This is a genomic window from Vagococcus changpingensis, from assembly GCF_058211775.1.
This window is the reverse complement of sequence record NZ_JBYVZB010000001.1, coordinates 333,129-349,795: the sequence shown is the minus strand read 5'-3', so window position 1 is coordinate 349,795 and position 16,667 is coordinate 333,129. Positions and strand designations below refer to the sequence as shown.

The window sequence follows — 16,667 nt, the reverse complement described above, 5'->3', positions numbered from 1 at the left end:
ATTCAAAGAATGAATGACTTTAATTAGTCCATAAATCATTAATTGCTTCTCTTTTTTCTTCATCAACTAAATGAGTGTATAGAGCAGTAGCACTCGTTCCTGTCTGTCCTAGTTGGTGAGAGACGGTCAGTAAACTATTTGTTTTTTTATAGAGTTGTGTTCCTACCGTATGTCGTAATTTATGTGGTGTAATACGTGTTTTAAAAGCACTACTATATTTTGCCACTAATTTTTCAACAGTTGATTGATCGATTTGTTGTGCTTTTCCTCGATAGAGTGAAAGAAATAAACTTTTTTGAGTTCTTTCTGGATGATAGAGAGTGTGGCGTTCTTTAGCGTACTCACTAATGTATTCCATAAAAACAGAAGAAATCATTGTGGTGTCTTTAAATCCGCCTTTACGAATAACAGTCGCTTCCATATTAGAGATATCCAAATCTGACACATTCATATTGACTAATTCAGATAGACGAATTCCAGTACCTAAAAATAGAGCAATAATCGCCAAATCACGTGTTTTATTTCGTTTAAACGCATACTTTGCTTGATGACTAGTTAATAAATTTTCGTAAGACGTATCAATAAACTCAATAAATTCTAGAGATTCATCACCTATTAAAATTTTCTTTTCGATTGCTCGTGATCTATCTTGAAGTGTTCGTCCAGTTTTAACATTATCTATTTTTAACATAATATTTTGTTGTATATATGGTTTTCCATCTTGATTTTCTGTTTGAGTTGCTAAAAATTGAAATAATGATTTTAACGCTGTAATGGAGCGCTGAATACTTACATGACTTCTTAGCCTTCCGTCTGAGCTTGTTCCAAGACGTGGTGATGAAAGAAGGTAGCCTTTATATAATTCGACATCTTCATATGTTAAATGATTCATTTCTTCAAGTGTGATACTAGCAGTATCTGAAAAAATAAGAGACTCATGTTTTAACCAGTCAAAAAAGCGACGAAATTCTTTAGAATATTCATATAGAGTGGTGACAGAATAGGGAACAATGCTTTTTTTTTGTACATATTCATGAACAAAGAAGGGAAGAGTCTGTAATTCCAATTCTAATCGATTGATATTTTTTTCTTGAGACATAAGATAACCTCCAAACGTATGTTTGTATATATAATATCCTTTATTTTTAAATAAGTCAATGAAACTAATGATATATTGTTATTTTAAAATAATAATATATTTTACCTTTCTTGAAAGATGATACTTTCAAGAAAGGTAAAAAAGTATCTATGAATCTTTAAAATGTTTGATAGAGTTCTATTTACTTAGGTTAAATCAATATTATATAAGTTATTTAGCTGATTAATAAGAGTATTAATCAGCTTTATTATTATAGTAAATATATAAGATATTTGTTATTTAATAGTAATTAGATAACCAATTAAACTATATAAATAATCATGAATTATGAATACTTAATATTTTTAACTATCATATAATATAAATAAACTTCATCATGTAGTCATGTTAATATAATAATACTAGAAGTCATATTAAGTTATATAGGTTTTATTTAGTTAAATAAACTTATATATGGTTAATTAATTGAATGACTCATGCTGATGATGTGTTTTATGAATAACATGGTATATCTGGTAGATTTTAATCCCTAAAACAACTTCGTTTAATATATATTATGTAAACCAAATTGATAAAATAATTATTCATGAAAATTTAGTACCTAGTCTATTATTGTTGAATCTGATTTCATGTTGTTATGTTGATAATGAAAAAGCTCTCAGTTTTATAAGTTTCTGAGAGCTTTTTATAATTTTAAATTTTCTGGCTGTAAATTTAAAACTATATTATACCCAAACATTATTTGGCAGGATTAGATTCTGAAACATCTTCGAATCTATATCTACTTTTTTCTTAATATGGAATTAAATGTTCTAGACAAGTTAAAACGATTCCTATTCTTTTATTAAATAAAGAATAGAGTATTTTTTATATATTTTTTCATAATCAAATGCTTTTTTTCATTAGATTATCAAAGTAAGTAGATTGTGATTCATTTTCAATATATTCACCTAAACTGTTCCAAATGTAATTAACTTCAGAGTCTTTGACACCTGCATAATCTGCTATTCCTATATTAAGTTTATGTTCAATATTTAGGTCATATCCTCTTTTTTTATACTTCTTGCGAGTATTTCCAGCTATAGGAACCCATCTAATTTTATTGATCGGTAATTTATTGCCGTTTCCATATGAAAAACCATAATTGAATACTCTATCTATACATCCTTTTAACATAGCTAGTAAACTGTGCCAATAAATCGAAAATACAAATATTATGGTATCAACTTTTTTAATGCGCTCCATTTCTTCTAAAACTATTTCAAAATATCCTGGCTTTACATCAAATGATGTGGATGAGTACAATATAGTGATTTTAAGTATCAGAAGCCAATTGGTTTTCGTTGCTTATTTGTTTGTCTTTAAAATTTAGTTAAATTCTATATTTATAGTTTTGAAATTTTTATAGCTATAGCTATTCGGTTAATTAATTTTATATTATTAATAGAGCTCTCTAATAGGCCGCTAGATTAAGAGAATCTGAAGGTATTTTTTATTCTAGGTAGGTGTTTTTTTATGTTTTGACAGACGTAACAATTTGGTCGGAAATTAAATCATTACTTAACATTTGATAAATTTTATGCTAATGAGAGAGAAAAATATAAGAATAATTAAGATATGTGCTTATGTGTATCCAAAAAAATGTTCTCTTAAGCTAAATTTTACTTAAGAGAACATTTTTTATTTATGTAGTATAAAAATTGTAGGATATTTTAATTAGTTTTATTATTTATTTAATTTATCTTTTGCTTCATCTTTGTATTTATTTTGTTAGCTATTTTTACCAGTAAATAATGACACGACAGCCACAACAATAACTGCTCCAATGATTGATGGAATAATAGCCATTCCGGCTAAAGATGGTCCAAATGAACCAAATAAAGATTGGCCAACTGAAGAACCAATTAAACCAGCAATAATATTAGCAATCCATCCCATAGATTTTCCTTTACTTGTTATAGCACCTGCTATAGCTCCGATAACTCCACCTACTATTAATGACCAAATGAATCCCATATATATCACTCCTCATCTAAAAATATTATTATTCTACTCTGGGCTCAGTTGCTTCTTTTACTTTTGTTGCTCCTTTAGAAGACACTTTTTTGACTTTGTTAGTTTGATCAGAAACAAAGTCTGAAACTTCACTTGTAGCGTCACTCACCTTATCCTGAACAGTAACGCTATCTTCTTCGTATTGTTCTTTTGTTTTAATATCTACGACATTAACATTTACTTCTATAACTTCTAGACTCGTCATATGCTTTACTTCTTTTTCAATCACTCGTTTGATGTCTTCGTATATTTTTGAAATATCTACACCATATTCTGCAACGATATCTAAATCAACAGCAACTTCTTTTTTTCCTACTTCAACATCAATTCCTGAAGTTACATCATTATTATTAACAATCTTATCTGCTAAATTTGAAAAAAATCCACCATTAATTGTTAATAAACCAGGAATAGTTTCCAATGAAATACCAACAATTTTTTGAATAACTTTGTCTTCAAATGTTAATTCACCTTTTAACTCTGATTTTTTTACTTCTACTTGTGTTCCTTTGTTTTCCATGATTGATTCCTCCAATTTATTTATTGTTATTTTTTTATTTCTTCAAAAAATTATTTCTTTGAAGGTAATAACCGATACAAGCACCTAGTAACGTTAAAATAATAAGGATAATTGTTTTAAAAAATCCTAAACTAAAAAATGATATAGCTAAGCCTAGGCCAATGAGAGCTCCCAAAATAGGAAACCTATATTTTTTTATAAAATCTTCCATTTTCTTATCCTCCTTAAATAACACGTGGATTACTAGCTTTTTTATTTGAAACTTGTTTTATTTCAACTGATACTTGTTTAGGATCATCGATCCCTAGAAAGATTGAAAATTCCTGTCTTATACGATGAGATAATTCGCTTGTTTTATCAACTAGATTAGAGTTAATATTAGAACAGTTACATGATATAAAAATTTTAATCTTCTTCTTTTTCATTGTGACAGACACTTTAGGATTTTTTAACCAAGGCTCTTGAGTCAAAATAGTAGATACAAATTGTTCAACAGCATTTTTCTTAATAGAAAGACTGCCTTTAGATTTAGAAAAATAGACTTCTGTTTTATTCCTAGGATATAAGAGAATAAAACAGAATAAAATGATTAAGAATATGATCACCAGAATGCTTCCCCAAAATAGATAAAATGGAATATAAGAACCCACAAAAGGATAATTTTCCATTTGAATAAGCTTAAAAGAAAGATTTGCTAAGTATTGATTTTGTATAACATTAGTAAATAAAAGTGGGATTAATAATAATATACTTATCAAAATAAACACTTTTTTGTAAATGTTCATATCAGAACTCCTTTCTAACTATTTATAGTAATATTGTATTTTATATACAATCTAAAGTCAAAAATAAAGCGTTATCTCAACTAAAAAATACATAAAAAGAATATTAAATGTATCTGTGAACGTATAATTTTTTGATATATGATATATATTTGTTTTATTTTAAATATATATCTTAGTTTAGTTTAATATATCTTATGTAAACCAAATCAAAATAATTTTTTATCGACAAGATAATACACCACTCTTCCTAATGACAACAAAATAAAAAGCTCTAAAGTAATTACTTTAGAGCTTTTTGGTATAATGGTTAGTCGATTATCTGGTAATTTAATAACCGCAACAGAATTGTCATAAAATCGTGTTAACAAATCAGGCGTTAAGACGTCTGATTTTAATCCTTTTGCAAATATTTCTCCATCTTTAATTAATAATATATGATCAAAACTTGCTGGAATTTCTTCTATATAATGAGTAACAAAGATTAATCCTTTCGGTTGTTTTTCTTGTGCAATGCTATCAATTTATTCTAACATGGATTGTCTTGCAAACAAATCAAGTCCATTACAAGGTTCGTCAAATATCAGTAGCTCAGGTTTAGCCATCAAAGCTCTTGCAATCAAAACAATCTGAGCTGACCCACCCTATTTTTTTCTTTAAATCAGGGATGGAAGTCTTTCCAAATGTTTCACCCAGAACGGTTAACTTTCCACTTGGAGGCCAATCATATCCTGTAATTAGTTTGAGTAGTGTTGTTTTACCTGAACCGTTTAACCCTAAAATTGCCCAATTTTCATGGTCATTCATTTGCCAGTTTATATGCTGTAATATTGGTTGCTTATCTCTTATAAACGACACGTTCTCGCAATTAATTAACACTCACTTCACTCCTTTATGACGATGGGATAATAACCTAACTGCTGATATTTAGCACCTAATAATGTGATTTCTTCAAGCGCATATTCAACTAGCTTGATATTGTCATGAATTGGTACATCTATAATAAAGTAATACTCACCTAACTCAGTTTTTAGTGGTCTAGATTCTATTTTACTTAAATCAATTTCACGCCAAGCAAACGCTGAAAGGACTTTGTGTAAGATTCCTGGCGCATTTTTAGGTAATGTCATAAATAGCGTCATTTTTTGCGGTTGGTACTCATCTTGTCTAAACGGCTCTTTACCTAATAACCAAAAACGTGTTTGATTAAATCGATTGTCTTGAATGTCTGATGATAAAATTTCTAACCCATACTCTCTTGCTGCTTCTTTTGAGGCTATTGCTGCAACTGATTCAGACGGGTGTTCAGCTACATATTCTGCCGCAAATGTGGTTGATGGAACTTGTTCTATCAAGACATCTGGGTAATATGTTTCTAAAAATTGTTGTGATTGTGCGAGAGCTTGTGGGTGTGACAAGATTTTTTTAGGAATGATCGTCAAATCATTCACTAATAAGTTTTGTTGGATTGGTAAAATGATTTCACGACAAACAGTGATATCTTTTTCTTGAAAAAGCCCGTCCATACTTGTGTGAACAGACCCTTCCAATGAGTTTTCAATCGGCACAACAGCATAATCAACTTGATTCTTCTTCAAGGCATTTAAGCAATTTGTAATGCTTGCATAAGGTTGTAATGATGAATCATCAAAATAATATGATGCTGCTTTGTATGTAAACGAGTTTTTTGGTCCTAAATAACCAACTTCCATTTAATCACCTACTAATTCTAAAATAACATCAGCGATTTCTTCCGGTGTTTTATTCGTGGTATCAACAATATGATCAGCAATTTCTTCGTAAATGGGAATTCGAGGTAAAAAGATATCTTTCACCTCTTCTATTGTTTTATTATGCAACAACGGACGATAATTTGTCGTATCTTGATCGATTCGACGTAATAATTCCTCTAAATCAGTTTGTAAATAAACGACTGTAGCCTGTTCTTTTAATAACGCTTGATTTTCTTTTTTTAAAATTACCCCACCACCTGGCGATAAAATACCAGGTATGTTTAAAAAGTCCTTTAACATAGTAGTTTCAAGTTCTCTAAAGGCTTCTTCTCCATGCTCATCAAAATATTCAGATATCGGCATCCCAATTTTATCGACAATACACTGATCTAAATCAATTTGCTTGGTTGCTGTTTTATTTGCTAATACATTACCAACTGTGGTTTTGCCTGCTCCCATGAAGCCTATTAAAACGAGCGTCATTTTAATAATCACCTCTTGAAAGTCGTGTGACATCCTCAAAAAAGACTGGATAAGATACTGAAACAGCTTCTGATTTTTCCATCACAACGTCTTCATCAGTTAGTAACGCAGCGATTTGAAGCATCATCCCGATACGATGATCCCCTCGACTTGATACGTTTCCACCGTGCAATTGACATGGGCCATTGATGATTAACCCATCTTCTGTTGGCGTAATATCTGCACCAAGTTTTCTTAATTCTTCAGCTGTTGCGTCAATACGATTGGTTTCTTTTACTTTTAGTTCTTCAGCATTTTTAATGACTGTTTGACCATTTGCTTGTGTTGCAAGCAAAGCAATAATTGGAATTTCATCAATCAAACGAGGTATAATATCCCCACTAATTGTAGTAGAAGTTAAACTACTTGTTTTAACAGTGAGGGTGGCTGATTGATTCGCATGATCTTCTTCACTAATCACCACATCGGCATTCATCTCTTCTAAAACATCTAGAATCCCTGTTCTGGTTGGGTTAATTCCCACGTTTTTGAGCACGATTGCACTATTCGGGACAATAGCTCCGGCAACTAAAAAGAACGCCGCAGATGAAATGTCGCCAGGCACAGTAACATTTTGTCCAACTAATCGTTGTGGACCTGTCATACGAATGTTTTTTCCATCTGTTGTGATAGTCCCACCAAATTGTCGAATCATCTCTTCAGTATGATTTCTAGTGGGTTCTTTTTCGATAATGGTTGTCTCACCATCAGCTTGCAAGGCTGCAAACAAGATAGCAGATTTCACTTGAGCACTTGCTACTGGCATGTGATAAGTGATGGGTGTTAGTTGATTATTTGCTGAAATGTGAATAGGAGGATATTCACTATTATCATGCCCTGATAGATTAGCATTCATTTGATTAAGTGGTAACATGACGCGATTCATTGGGCGTTTGTTTAGGTACTTATCACCAAATAAAACCGTGTCGAATGACTGCTTCGCCAAAATCCCCATCATTAAACGAATTGTGGTACCAGAATTACCTAAATCAAGTGCTGTAGCTGGTTTTTTTAGACCATCAAAGCCTACACCTGTTACACGAATGGTTTCGCCATCATCTGTGATTGGCACACCCAAACTTTTAAACGCGTTAAGTGTACTCAAACAGTCTTCTCCTCGTAAGAAGTTTTTGATGGTTGTGGTACCTTCTGAAATCGCACCAAACATAATGCTTCGATGTGAAATAGATTTATCAGCAGGAACGTGTATGGTTCCATTTAATGGACTAGCTGAGATTAATTTCATAGTGTCATTTCCTCCTATTGTGTTCGACAGACATAATCCGTGTATGTTGCAATGCACTCTTTTGCTTGCAATAAATCATGGTCATTTTTAAAACTAACCTGCAACACGCCGATAATATCTTCTCTTGTTTCTAATATTTTTAAGTTGATGATTGAGATATTGGCTTCTCCTAAAAGCCCCGTTACTTCAGCAATAATCCCGGGTTTGTCTGGCACGTCTACAAACAAATCATAAAATGCCGGGATTGACCCTTTTTGGTGGATTGGAAGCTGATCACGGGTTTCTTTTGCCCGTTCAAAAAAATCATAAATAGCATCAGAGTCTTTACTTAATAACCACTGTTTAACTTGACTCATTTGCTTTTGCCAATCATCAAGCTCTTGTACAAGTGTGGTGCGATTACTCATTAAGATATCCGTCCACATTTTCGGGTCAGATGAGGCAATCCTAGTAATATCACGAAATCCTCCAGCTGCTAATTGTTTGGCTCTTGGGTGTTCTTGATGAAAGGCATCGGATTGATTGACTAAACCTGATGCGATAATATGTGGCAAATGAGATAGCATTGCTGTAATCTCATCGTGCTCATCAGATGTTAGTTCCACGTATTTGGCATGAGTTCCGCTGTATAGTTGTGTTAACTCCTCTACACGGTTTATGTGTCGATCGTTCGTTATAATAAAATAAGCATTTTCAAATAAGTTCTCATCAGCGGCTGTGACACCAGACTTGTGTGAACCCGCCATTGGGTGAGCACCGATAAAGTCAAACGGCATCTCTTTAGCTTGTTGCATAATGTCTTTTTTGGTACTACCTGTGTCACTTACTAAGAGGTTTTCTTTTAATGAAAGTAAGGCTAGTTGATTTAAATAATCGATTGAAATTGACACAGGTGTGGCTAAAATAATGACATCTGATATTTCGGCACCCTCTTCAAATGAATGAGGAATCTCGTCGACAATGCCAATTTTTTTAGCAATTCGTTTTGTGCTATCAGAATAATCCCAGCCAATAATTTGAGCATTGGGATGGTCAATTTTTATACATTTAGCCAAGGAAGAACCGATTAGTCCTAGACCAACAATCATGATGGTTTTTCCAGTCATACACATCCTCCTAGCGACTAAAAGTTTTTAGTGTACTCTCTATATTCTTTTACTGATTGAACGAGTTCTTCAAACGAATCACTCTCAAATTTTTCAAGAATGTCATTGGCTACAACAGTGGCTACGACATTTTCAGCTACCACACTTGCTGCAGGTACTGCTGTACTATCAGAGCGTTCGATACTGGCTTTGTATGGCTCTTTTGTGTCGATATCAACACTTTGCAGAGGTTTATATAAAGTCGGAATAGGTTTCATAACCCCACGGACAACAATCGGCTCGCCGTTTGTCATACCGCCTTCAAAACCACCCAAGTTATTGCTTCGTCTTGTGTAACCATTCTTTTCATCCCAAAGAATTTCATCCATGACTTGAGAGCCAGGTAACACACCTGCTTCAAAGCCAACACCAAATTCAGCCCCTTTAAAGGCATTGATACTCACAACAGCTTGAGCGATTTTCGCATCTAGTTTTCGATCCCATTGGACATAACTTCCTAATCCTGCAGGAACTCCACCAACTAATACTTCAACGACACCACCAATTGTGTCACCTTTTTTCTTTGTTTCATCAATTAAATCACGAATGTCTTGTTCAACCGTGGCATCTACCACACGTACATCTGATTGTTCTGACATTTCACGAATTTCTGAGACAGTTAATCCATCTGGCACTGTTGCTTTAATACCACCAAGCATGGTGACGTGACCAGCAACGTCAATGTCTAATTCTGAAAGGATTTTTTTAGCGATTGCACCAATTGCCACTCGCATTGTTGTTTCACGTGCAGACGAGCGCTCTAAGACGTTTCTTAAATCATCGAAGTGGTATTTCATGCCACCAACTAAGTCAGCATGTCCTGGTCTAGGTCTAGCGACACGACGTATTTTTTTTTGTTTTTCAGGCACGTCTTCAATCCCCATAACTTTTGTCCAGTTCTTCCAGTCTTTGTTTTCAACGACTAGTGTAATAGGAGAACCTAATGTTTTTCCGTGACGTAAACCTGACGTGATTCTAACACGGTCTGTTTCAATCAGCATACGCCCACCACGACCGTATCCTGTTTGACGTCTAATTAATTCTTTGTTTATGTCATCTGCAGTTAAAGGTAATCCTGCAGGAAGTCCTTCAATAATTGCTGTTAGTTCAGGACCATGAGATTCACCGGCTGTAATATATCTCACTATACTTCCTCCTCAATAATGTAATCTTTCATTTGTTCAATCGGTATATCTACGATTTTGGCTTGGCCAATTTGTTTTAATAATATAATTTTTAGTGTGTTCCCACGTGCTTTTTTATCATGCGTAATGGCTTCAAAAATTGTCCCACGATTTAACGCGATACGTGTTGGTAAATGAAATTTCGTCAACATGGTAATTAACTCTTCGGTAATCCCTCTAGGTGATTGGTTAAACGATTCGGCACGAGTCGAAATCATGACCATACCTAAGCTAACCCCTTCACCATGACTAATCACACCATAACCAGATGTTTTTTCAATCGCATGACCAATTGTATGTCCAAAGTTAAGTGTTAGTCGACTACCATGATCAAATTCATCTTCTTCCACAACATGACGTTTTACTTCTAAAGACGCATGAATGACTTCTTCTGCATGATTGAGTAAATCTTCTTCATTTTTTAGTGTTCCTAAATAATCCCAAAGCTGTTTATCTGCAATGGCAGCTGATTTGATGATTTCCGCGATACCTTCTCTGACACGTCTCATTTCCAACGTCTTTAACACATTTGGGTCGATTAAGACACCATCAGGTTGAGCGAACGTTCCGACAAGGTTTTTCGCTTTTTTAGTATTAACAGCAGTCTTACCACCAATACTAGAATCAACTTGTGCTAGTAAGGTCGTTGGAATTTGCAAGAAATGAATTCCTCTCATATAGGTTGAGGCAACAAACCCTGCTAAATCCCCAATGACACCTCCACCTAAGGCAATGACACCATCACTACGTGTAAAGCCGTTATCAGCTAGCGCATCATATAAAAGTGTCGCTTTTTCTAGTGATTTACTTTCTTCGCCTGGTGGGACAACAAGCATGGTAATGTCGAAGCCGTGGTCAACTAAATTATCAGCCACATCCTCACCATAAAGCTCTGCGACAGTTTCATCTGTGATAATCGCTACTCGTTGTGGTCGCCAAATATTCGCCACCCATTGCCCACAAGATTTTAAAAGACCTCGTTGAACCTCAATTTTATAATGGTGATTTGGTAAATTTACTTCAATCATGCAAAAGACTCCTTTAGTTTATAGTGATTTAATTTCTTCCATTGCTTTAACTAATACATTGACTTCGTCCATCATTCGTAAGTAAGTTTTTTCATTTAATGATTGTTGTCCGTCTGACCAAGCATTTGCTGGATCTGGATGAATTTCAACAATCATGCCATCAGCTCCTGCAGCGACACTAGCTCTTGCCATCGGTGTCACTAAATCCCATACACCAGTACCATGACTAGGGTCAGCAATAATAGGGAAGTGGCTTAATTTTTTTATAAGAGGAATGGCACTTAAATCAAACGTGTTTCGTGTTGCTGTTTCGTAAGTACGGATACCACGCTCGATAAAGATAACATCACTTTTTCCAGCAACAGCAATGTACTCTGCAGCATTTAACCACTCATCAATCGTTCCAGCAATCCCACGTTTTAAGCCAATTGGTTTACCAGTCTGTCCCACAGCGCTAAGTAATTTGTAGTTTTGCATGTTTCTAGCACCAATTTGCAAAATATCAGCGTATTCAGCAACCATATCAATATGAGCTTCATCCATCACTTCTGTAATAACTTTCATATCAAACTCATCAGCTGCTTGTCTAATGTATTTTAATCCTTCTTCTTCCAAACCTTGGAAAGCGTATGGAGAAGTACGAGGTTTGAACGCGCCACCACGTAAGATAGAGGCACCACCAGCTTTTGCGATACGAGCAGTTTCACGAATTTGGTCTAATCCTTCGATTGAACATGGACCAGCCATTGTAACGAAACTTCCATCACCAATTTTTAACCCATCAACATCAACTACTGTGTTATCTGGATGAAATTCACGAGAAGTTAGTTTATATGTGTTGGTAATACGAACAGTTTTATCTACCCCATCATAACTGTTGAACGCAATATCTTGAATATTTCGTGTATCACCTTTAATTCCTAAAATGACTTGTTCTTCACCAGTGTTGACTTGAACTTCTAAATCACTTTCTTCAATTCTTTTTACGACTTGATTAATTTGTTCACTTGTTGCACCTAATTTCATAATAACGATCATGAGATTTCCTTCTTTCTTTATGCTTTTTCTATTATGTGTTTTACTTTTTCAATAGGCATATCTTGGTTTGTCCATAGATTAAATGCCTTTGCTCCTTGATACAATAACATATCAAGCCCATTAATGGTTTGGCAGCCTTTTTGTTCCGCTTGTCTTAATAGTTTAGTTTTTCTCGGGTTATAAATCACGTCGTAGACAACCAAGTCTTTTCGTAATAGTGACTCATCCTCAATTAAGGACTCATCATTAATCATGCCAACACTGGTTGAGTTAACGAGTATATGTGATCTAGTAATGGCTTCTTTTAAAGTCTGTGAATCAAATAAATCCGTCAGCGTTATCTTACAGTCTACTATATTAGATAATTCCAGAATCTTTTTTTTCATTTCATCAAACCGATTACCCAGTCGACTAAAAATGTGAATGTCACTAAAACCATCGAGTGCTGCTTGGACTAAAATAGCTGTTGCTGCGCCACCTGCTCCTAAAATCGTCATCGTTTGATTTTTAATAGGAATTTGATTAACACGCAAACTTTCCATAAAACCAAATCCATCTGTATTATGTCCTATTAACTTACCACCTTTATGAACAATTGTATTAATAGCGCCTATCAAAGTCGCTTCTGTAGACAATTCATCCATGAGTGGTAGAGCGTTAACTTTATGTGGCATTGATAAGTTAACTCCCATCATATTTAATGTACGAATCGAGTTAATTGCTGCGTCAAGTTGGTCTGGTTTAATATCAAATGCTAGATAAACAGCATTGATACCGAGTTCTTCAAATGATGTGGTATGCAATATTGGAGATAAACTATGCTTTGCGGGACTAGCGAAAAATCCTGCTAATCTAGTGTGCCCATTCACTTCAATACATGACATGTTTTTAAATTCCTCCTAATAAAAAAGATGCTCACGTAGACTTAAAAAATTCTACAGTGAACATCCTTATACTTAATATACAGTATATGTAAAACACCACCATAGATTTTTTAAGATCTATGTGGGTTTTGAAATCAATCTAAATTTCCTTAGCCATCATAGATACAAACTTGGGTTGTTTGTATCCACACCTTGATGAACACAAACCTATCTAAAATAGCTAAAGTAGTAATTATTCAGTTGTGGACTTTTTATTATATGAGTTGTTTTCATGATATTTCCACTCCAAACTGATGTAAGATTGAGTTAAGTATAGTAGTTAAATGAGAGGTTGTCAATAAAATAATTAACATAACATTTGATGTATGCTATCTTTTTTAAAAACACACTATTTGGTTTACATAATATAATTATTGTTATCCAAATGAATGAGATAGTGTTCTACTTTGGATTGGTTTATCACTATAGTGTATTGGTAGATACCTTGGTTGTTTTCAATCACTTTTTTAGATGCAATGTTAGTTTCTTTACAAGTTAGCAGTACTTTTTTTAATTCTAACATATGTGCCTTTTTTAGCGTTTCTTTAAGTAATAATGTTCCATAACCTTTTCCTTGATAAGCAGGTGAAATGCTATAACTAATGTGTCCACCTTCTTTTTGTAGATAAGGAGTTAGATGATGTTTGACATCAGAGATGCCAACCATTTCACCTAAGTGATTGATGAGTGCATAGTGTGTTGTTTGAACCGATTGTTTGTAATCTTTTGTTTTTAAAATTGCGACATCTCGTAACCATTGATTGATGTTTTTTGATCGTTGTAATTGATTGGCACCGTGTATAATGTTCTGGGTTTGATTGAATGACTCTTTAAAGTGTTTAATGGTTGGAATATCTATTTGTTCGATTGGTATTAACTTCATCATTTCCTCCTAATTCCCAAATAATGATTTTAAGCAATTGTCCATCTTTAAAAATTTAAAGTGCTTAGAATCGTCCTGTGGTAAACACGAAAATTAATTAATTTTTATTTGAGTTCACTATATTATGTAAAATCATGAACTTAAGTATTGATTTATCAAGTGTTTAAAATTCTATATTATTAAGTTCATTATTATGTTATTATATAATAAAAATAGTGAACTGTAAATTTTAGAGAAAAGAGTGGTAAAAATGTCGTATAATGTTCAACCATTACGTAGTCAAACTGAGATAGATGATTTTTTATTTTGGCTTAGAAGAACAAACTATCCAGAACGCGATACCTTTCTATTTATTTTTGGGATTAACAATGGATTAAGGATGTCGGATATTGTGAAACTAAAAGTAAGAGATATCAAATATGAAAAGCGTCCGATCATTGTTGAAAGAAAAACTGGGAAACGAAAAGTATTGTATCTTGATAATTTACAAGATGCCATTGCAGAGTACATTAAAGGAAAAGACGATGATGAGTGGTTGTTTCCAAGTCGTCAACAAGGTGGACACTTGAAAGTAAACACGGTGTATAAACAGTATCAAAAAATCGCCGATAATTTAGGAAGAAAAGATATTGGCACTCACTCTCTTAGAAAAACATTTGGTTATCATTATTACCGAAAAACACGAGATATTGCAACATTAATGGAAATATTTAATCATAGTTCTGAAAAAGTGACGAAACGATATATTGGCATAACAACAGATGAGATTGGCAATACGTTAGCAGATTTCAGATTAGGAATATAAAAAAAGGCTGACCCAAAAGTGATTTTTTCTATTTTAGAACTTTTTAGTCAGCCTTTTTTTAACCTGTAATGTCAATTTGATTGTTTTCTGGATCTAAAATGACAGCCGTCCCCTATTATTAGCGTACCGCTTAATACCTTGTATCCATTTGTGACGTTAAGATGTCTACTTTATCAGATCTTGTCATTACTTCTAATCATGCACCTGTTTCAAATAAGAGAAAATAAGTTGCTAATCCTGTCTTTGGGTTATGATATTTTTCGTTTGCTGTGGCATTAACATAGCTTTCATAGAACGCTTTCATTGTTTCTACATCATTAACATACCTTGCCGCATGCTCTAAATACATGGTTCATCTTCCTCCTCTTTCTTAATTGATTTCGTTGCATAATAAAAAGAGCGTTATTTTTAAACGCTCTTTCGTCTTTAGTTTAATTTTGTGATAGAAAAATCTTGTGATACTGAAAATACAGTAGCGTCATCTTTTGAGCACAAATCTTCCGTTAGTTCTACTGAAAATACTTCCTGTGTATAGTATGGATTAAAGTAATAAGTGGCACTATTTAAGTTAAATGCCGCACGATATTGCGTATAATCATAGTGACCATCGTCTTCAATGTTTACTCCTTTAGGAATGGTCACAGTGTTTAAAATGTGAAAGATGCTATTTAGAGCTTGAGATTCATTTTTTCCTTTTTCTGCGTATGTTTTCATATAAGTTGCACGCACAAACCGCTCTGGTGATGTTAACCCACCTGGTAAACCATATGTTCCTGATCCTTGTCCAAAAGGTTTAATGGTATAGTCTTCAAATTTTTTTGGTTGATAATTTGTTGGTTTGATAAATAAGTAATTATTTAAATTCGTTAAATGCCATTCAAGTGTTGGACTATTTGTCATGACTCCAACTGGATTATCTTTGATGGTTAGCGTCTCATTATTTGTTTCTATCACAACGCATTTTCCGGTTTTATCTGACACGATAAAATGTAGTGGTGACATAACAGATAATAAGGGGTTGCTTACTCCAATCATCTCTACTTGCTTTATGACTTCTTTTAATTCATCAATGCTTGCAACATGCCCAAGTACCCATGTTAAAAATTCGTCTTGAGTTAAATTAATTTTCCCTTCAACTGGACTGGTTTGATAAGATGCTTCATTAAGATAATAAAGCTCTGCAATAGCAAGTCCTTTTTCATTCACCCCATCAGCAAACATGTAATCACGACCGATTTTTTGCCCTGTCCCAACAAAAGCATAGGTTGTTTTTGAAGTACCTTCAAAATGAAAGGTTGATGCATAATTTCTTGGTATAACGATCGGTAATCCATTTAATTCAAATCCAAAATCCATGGTACGAGCCAAAAAGTTTATTTTATCTTCTGATTGTAATGTTATACTTGTGCACATTCTGTATTCCTCCTAGTATATTTCAATTCGTTTATAATAACTTAAAACATTTAATAATTTATGGTAATTATATGATGATTTTATTGATTAAACGTCATTTTTATATGATAATTACGATAAATTTAATGGGTAATGCAAGCGAATGAGTCATAACTAAGTACAACAATTTAATAAATGACGTTTATCATTGGTACTTCAGGCTATTTGGTGCAGATATGGACTTAAAAATATGGATTTCTTAGGGTTAAGCTAGCTAAATCATTGTGACAGTATCAGCTAAATTCAACAAAC

Annotated in this window: 18 protein-coding genes and 1 pseudogene; 1 reads left to right on the top strand and 18 read right to left on the bottom strand. The window is 33.4% G+C overall.

Going from position 1 to position 16,667, the window contains the following annotated elements:
• Nucleotides 1-19 precede the first annotated feature (19 nt).
• From xerS to AC37UB_RS01735, 16 genes and pseudogenes are all read right to left on the bottom strand, one after another.
• Nucleotides 20-1,099 (bottom strand): tyrosine recombinase XerS, encoded by a 1,080-nt coding sequence (gene xerS / locus AC37UB_RS01810; protein WP_117972339.1) that lies wholly within the window; start codon nt 1,097-1,099, stop codon nt 20-22.
• A gap of 885 nt (nt 1,100-1,984) precedes the next feature.
• The gene (locus AC37UB_RS01805; RefSeq protein WP_241699012.1) at nt 1,985-2,344 is read right to left on the bottom strand and encodes an NAD(P)H-dependent oxidoreductase; all 360 of its coding nucleotides are present in this window, start codon (nt 2,342-2,344) and stop codon (nt 1,985-1,987) included.
• A gap of 525 nt (nt 2,345-2,869) precedes the next feature.
• Nucleotides 2,870-3,115 carry a GlsB/YeaQ/YmgE family stress response membrane protein gene (locus AC37UB_RS01800; protein ID WP_071456869.1) on the bottom strand — a complete coding sequence of 82 codons (246 nt, stop codon included), beginning with the start codon at nt 3,113-3,115 and terminating at the stop codon, nt 2,870-2,872.
• 28 nt (nt 3,116-3,143) lie between these two features.
• On the bottom strand, nt 3,144-3,674 hold the full coding sequence (locus AC37UB_RS01795; RefSeq protein WP_117972337.1) for an Asp23/Gls24 family envelope stress response protein: 531 nt from the start codon (nt 3,672-3,674) through the stop codon (nt 3,144-3,146).
• A gap of 34 nt (nt 3,675-3,708) precedes the next feature.
• A complete protein-coding gene (locus tag AC37UB_RS01790; protein ID WP_071456867.1) occupies nt 3,709-3,885 on the bottom strand; it encodes a DUF2273 domain-containing protein in 177 nt (58 codons plus the stop codon).
• Between the two features lie 13 nt (nt 3,886-3,898).
• The gene (gene amaP / locus AC37UB_RS01785; RefSeq protein WP_117972336.1) at nt 3,899-4,459 is read right to left on the bottom strand and encodes an alkaline shock response membrane anchor protein AmaP; all 561 of its coding nucleotides are present in this window, start codon (nt 4,457-4,459) and stop codon (nt 3,899-3,901) included.
• Between the two features lie 293 nt (nt 4,460-4,752).
• Nucleotides 4,753-5,335 (bottom strand): annotated as a pseudogene (locus tag AC37UB_RS01780) (ABC transporter ATP-binding protein); the annotation flags it as partial.
• Nucleotides 5,336-5,340: 5 nt separating this feature from the next.
• Nucleotides 5,341-6,168 carry a prephenate dehydratase gene (pheA, locus tag AC37UB_RS01775; protein ID WP_490685240.1) on the bottom strand — a complete coding sequence of 276 codons (828 nt, stop codon included), beginning with the start codon at nt 6,166-6,168 and terminating at the stop codon, nt 5,341-5,343.
• Nucleotides 6,169-6,672 carry a shikimate kinase gene (locus tag AC37UB_RS01770; protein WP_490685239.1) on the bottom strand — a complete coding sequence of 168 codons (504 nt, stop codon included), beginning with the start codon at nt 6,670-6,672 and terminating at the stop codon, nt 6,169-6,171.
• A 1-nt stretch (nt 6,673) separates the two neighbouring features.
• Nucleotides 6,674-7,957, bottom strand: a complete 1,284-nt coding sequence (aroA, locus tag AC37UB_RS01765; protein ID WP_490685238.1) for a 3-phosphoshikimate 1-carboxyvinyltransferase — start codon at nt 7,955-7,957, stop codon at nt 6,674-6,676.
• Between the two features lie 14 nt (nt 7,958-7,971).
• The gene (locus tag AC37UB_RS01760; RefSeq protein ID WP_490685237.1) at nt 7,972-9,063 is read right to left on the bottom strand and encodes a prephenate dehydrogenase; all 1,092 of its coding nucleotides are present in this window, start codon (nt 9,061-9,063) and stop codon (nt 7,972-7,974) included.
• Between the two features lie 17 nt (nt 9,064-9,080).
• Entirely contained in the window at nt 9,081-10,247 is a 1,167-nt protein-coding gene (gene aroC / locus AC37UB_RS01755) for a chorismate synthase (RefSeq protein ID WP_490685236.1), read from the bottom strand.
• Complete coding sequence (gene aroB / locus AC37UB_RS01750; RefSeq protein ID WP_490685235.1) at nt 10,247-11,314, bottom strand: 3-dehydroquinate synthase; 1,068 nt, start codon at nt 11,312-11,314, stop codon at nt 10,247-10,249. Before aroB ends, aroC begins: the two co-directional genes overlap by 1 nt.
• A gap of 18 nt (nt 11,315-11,332) precedes the next feature.
• The gene (gene aroF, locus AC37UB_RS01745; protein ID WP_490685234.1) at nt 11,333-12,352 is read right to left on the bottom strand and encodes a 3-deoxy-7-phosphoheptulonate synthase; all 1,020 of its coding nucleotides are present in this window, start codon (nt 12,350-12,352) and stop codon (nt 11,333-11,335) included.
• A 17-nt stretch (nt 12,353-12,369) separates the two neighbouring features.
• Nucleotides 12,370-13,236, bottom strand: a complete 867-nt coding sequence (locus tag AC37UB_RS01740) for a shikimate dehydrogenase (protein WP_490685233.1) — start codon at nt 13,234-13,236, stop codon at nt 12,370-12,372.
• 397 nt (nt 13,237-13,633) lie between these two features.
• Complete coding sequence (locus AC37UB_RS01735; protein ID WP_158559356.1) at nt 13,634-14,158, bottom strand: GNAT family N-acetyltransferase; 525 nt, start codon at nt 14,156-14,158, stop codon at nt 13,634-13,636.
• A 250-nt stretch (nt 14,159-14,408) separates the two neighbouring features.
• Here AC37UB_RS01735 and AC37UB_RS01730 point away from each other — a divergent pair, with 250 nt between their 5' ends.
• A complete protein-coding gene (locus AC37UB_RS01730) occupies nt 14,409-14,963 on the top strand; it encodes a tyrosine-type recombinase/integrase (protein WP_117972326.1) in 555 nt (184 codons plus the stop codon).
• 196 nt (nt 14,964-15,159) lie between these two features.
• Here the strand turns inward: AC37UB_RS01730 and AC37UB_RS01725 are convergent, their stop codons facing one another.
• Complete coding sequence (locus tag AC37UB_RS01725; RefSeq protein ID WP_370448223.1) at nt 15,160-15,312, bottom strand: VOC family protein; 153 nt, start codon at nt 15,310-15,312, stop codon at nt 15,160-15,162.
• A gap of 77 nt (nt 15,313-15,389) precedes the next feature.
• Entirely contained in the window at nt 15,390-16,376 is a 987-nt protein-coding gene (locus AC37UB_RS01720) for a choloylglycine hydrolase family protein (RefSeq protein WP_071456854.1), read from the bottom strand.
• Between the last annotated feature and the right edge of the window lie 291 nt (nt 16,377-16,667).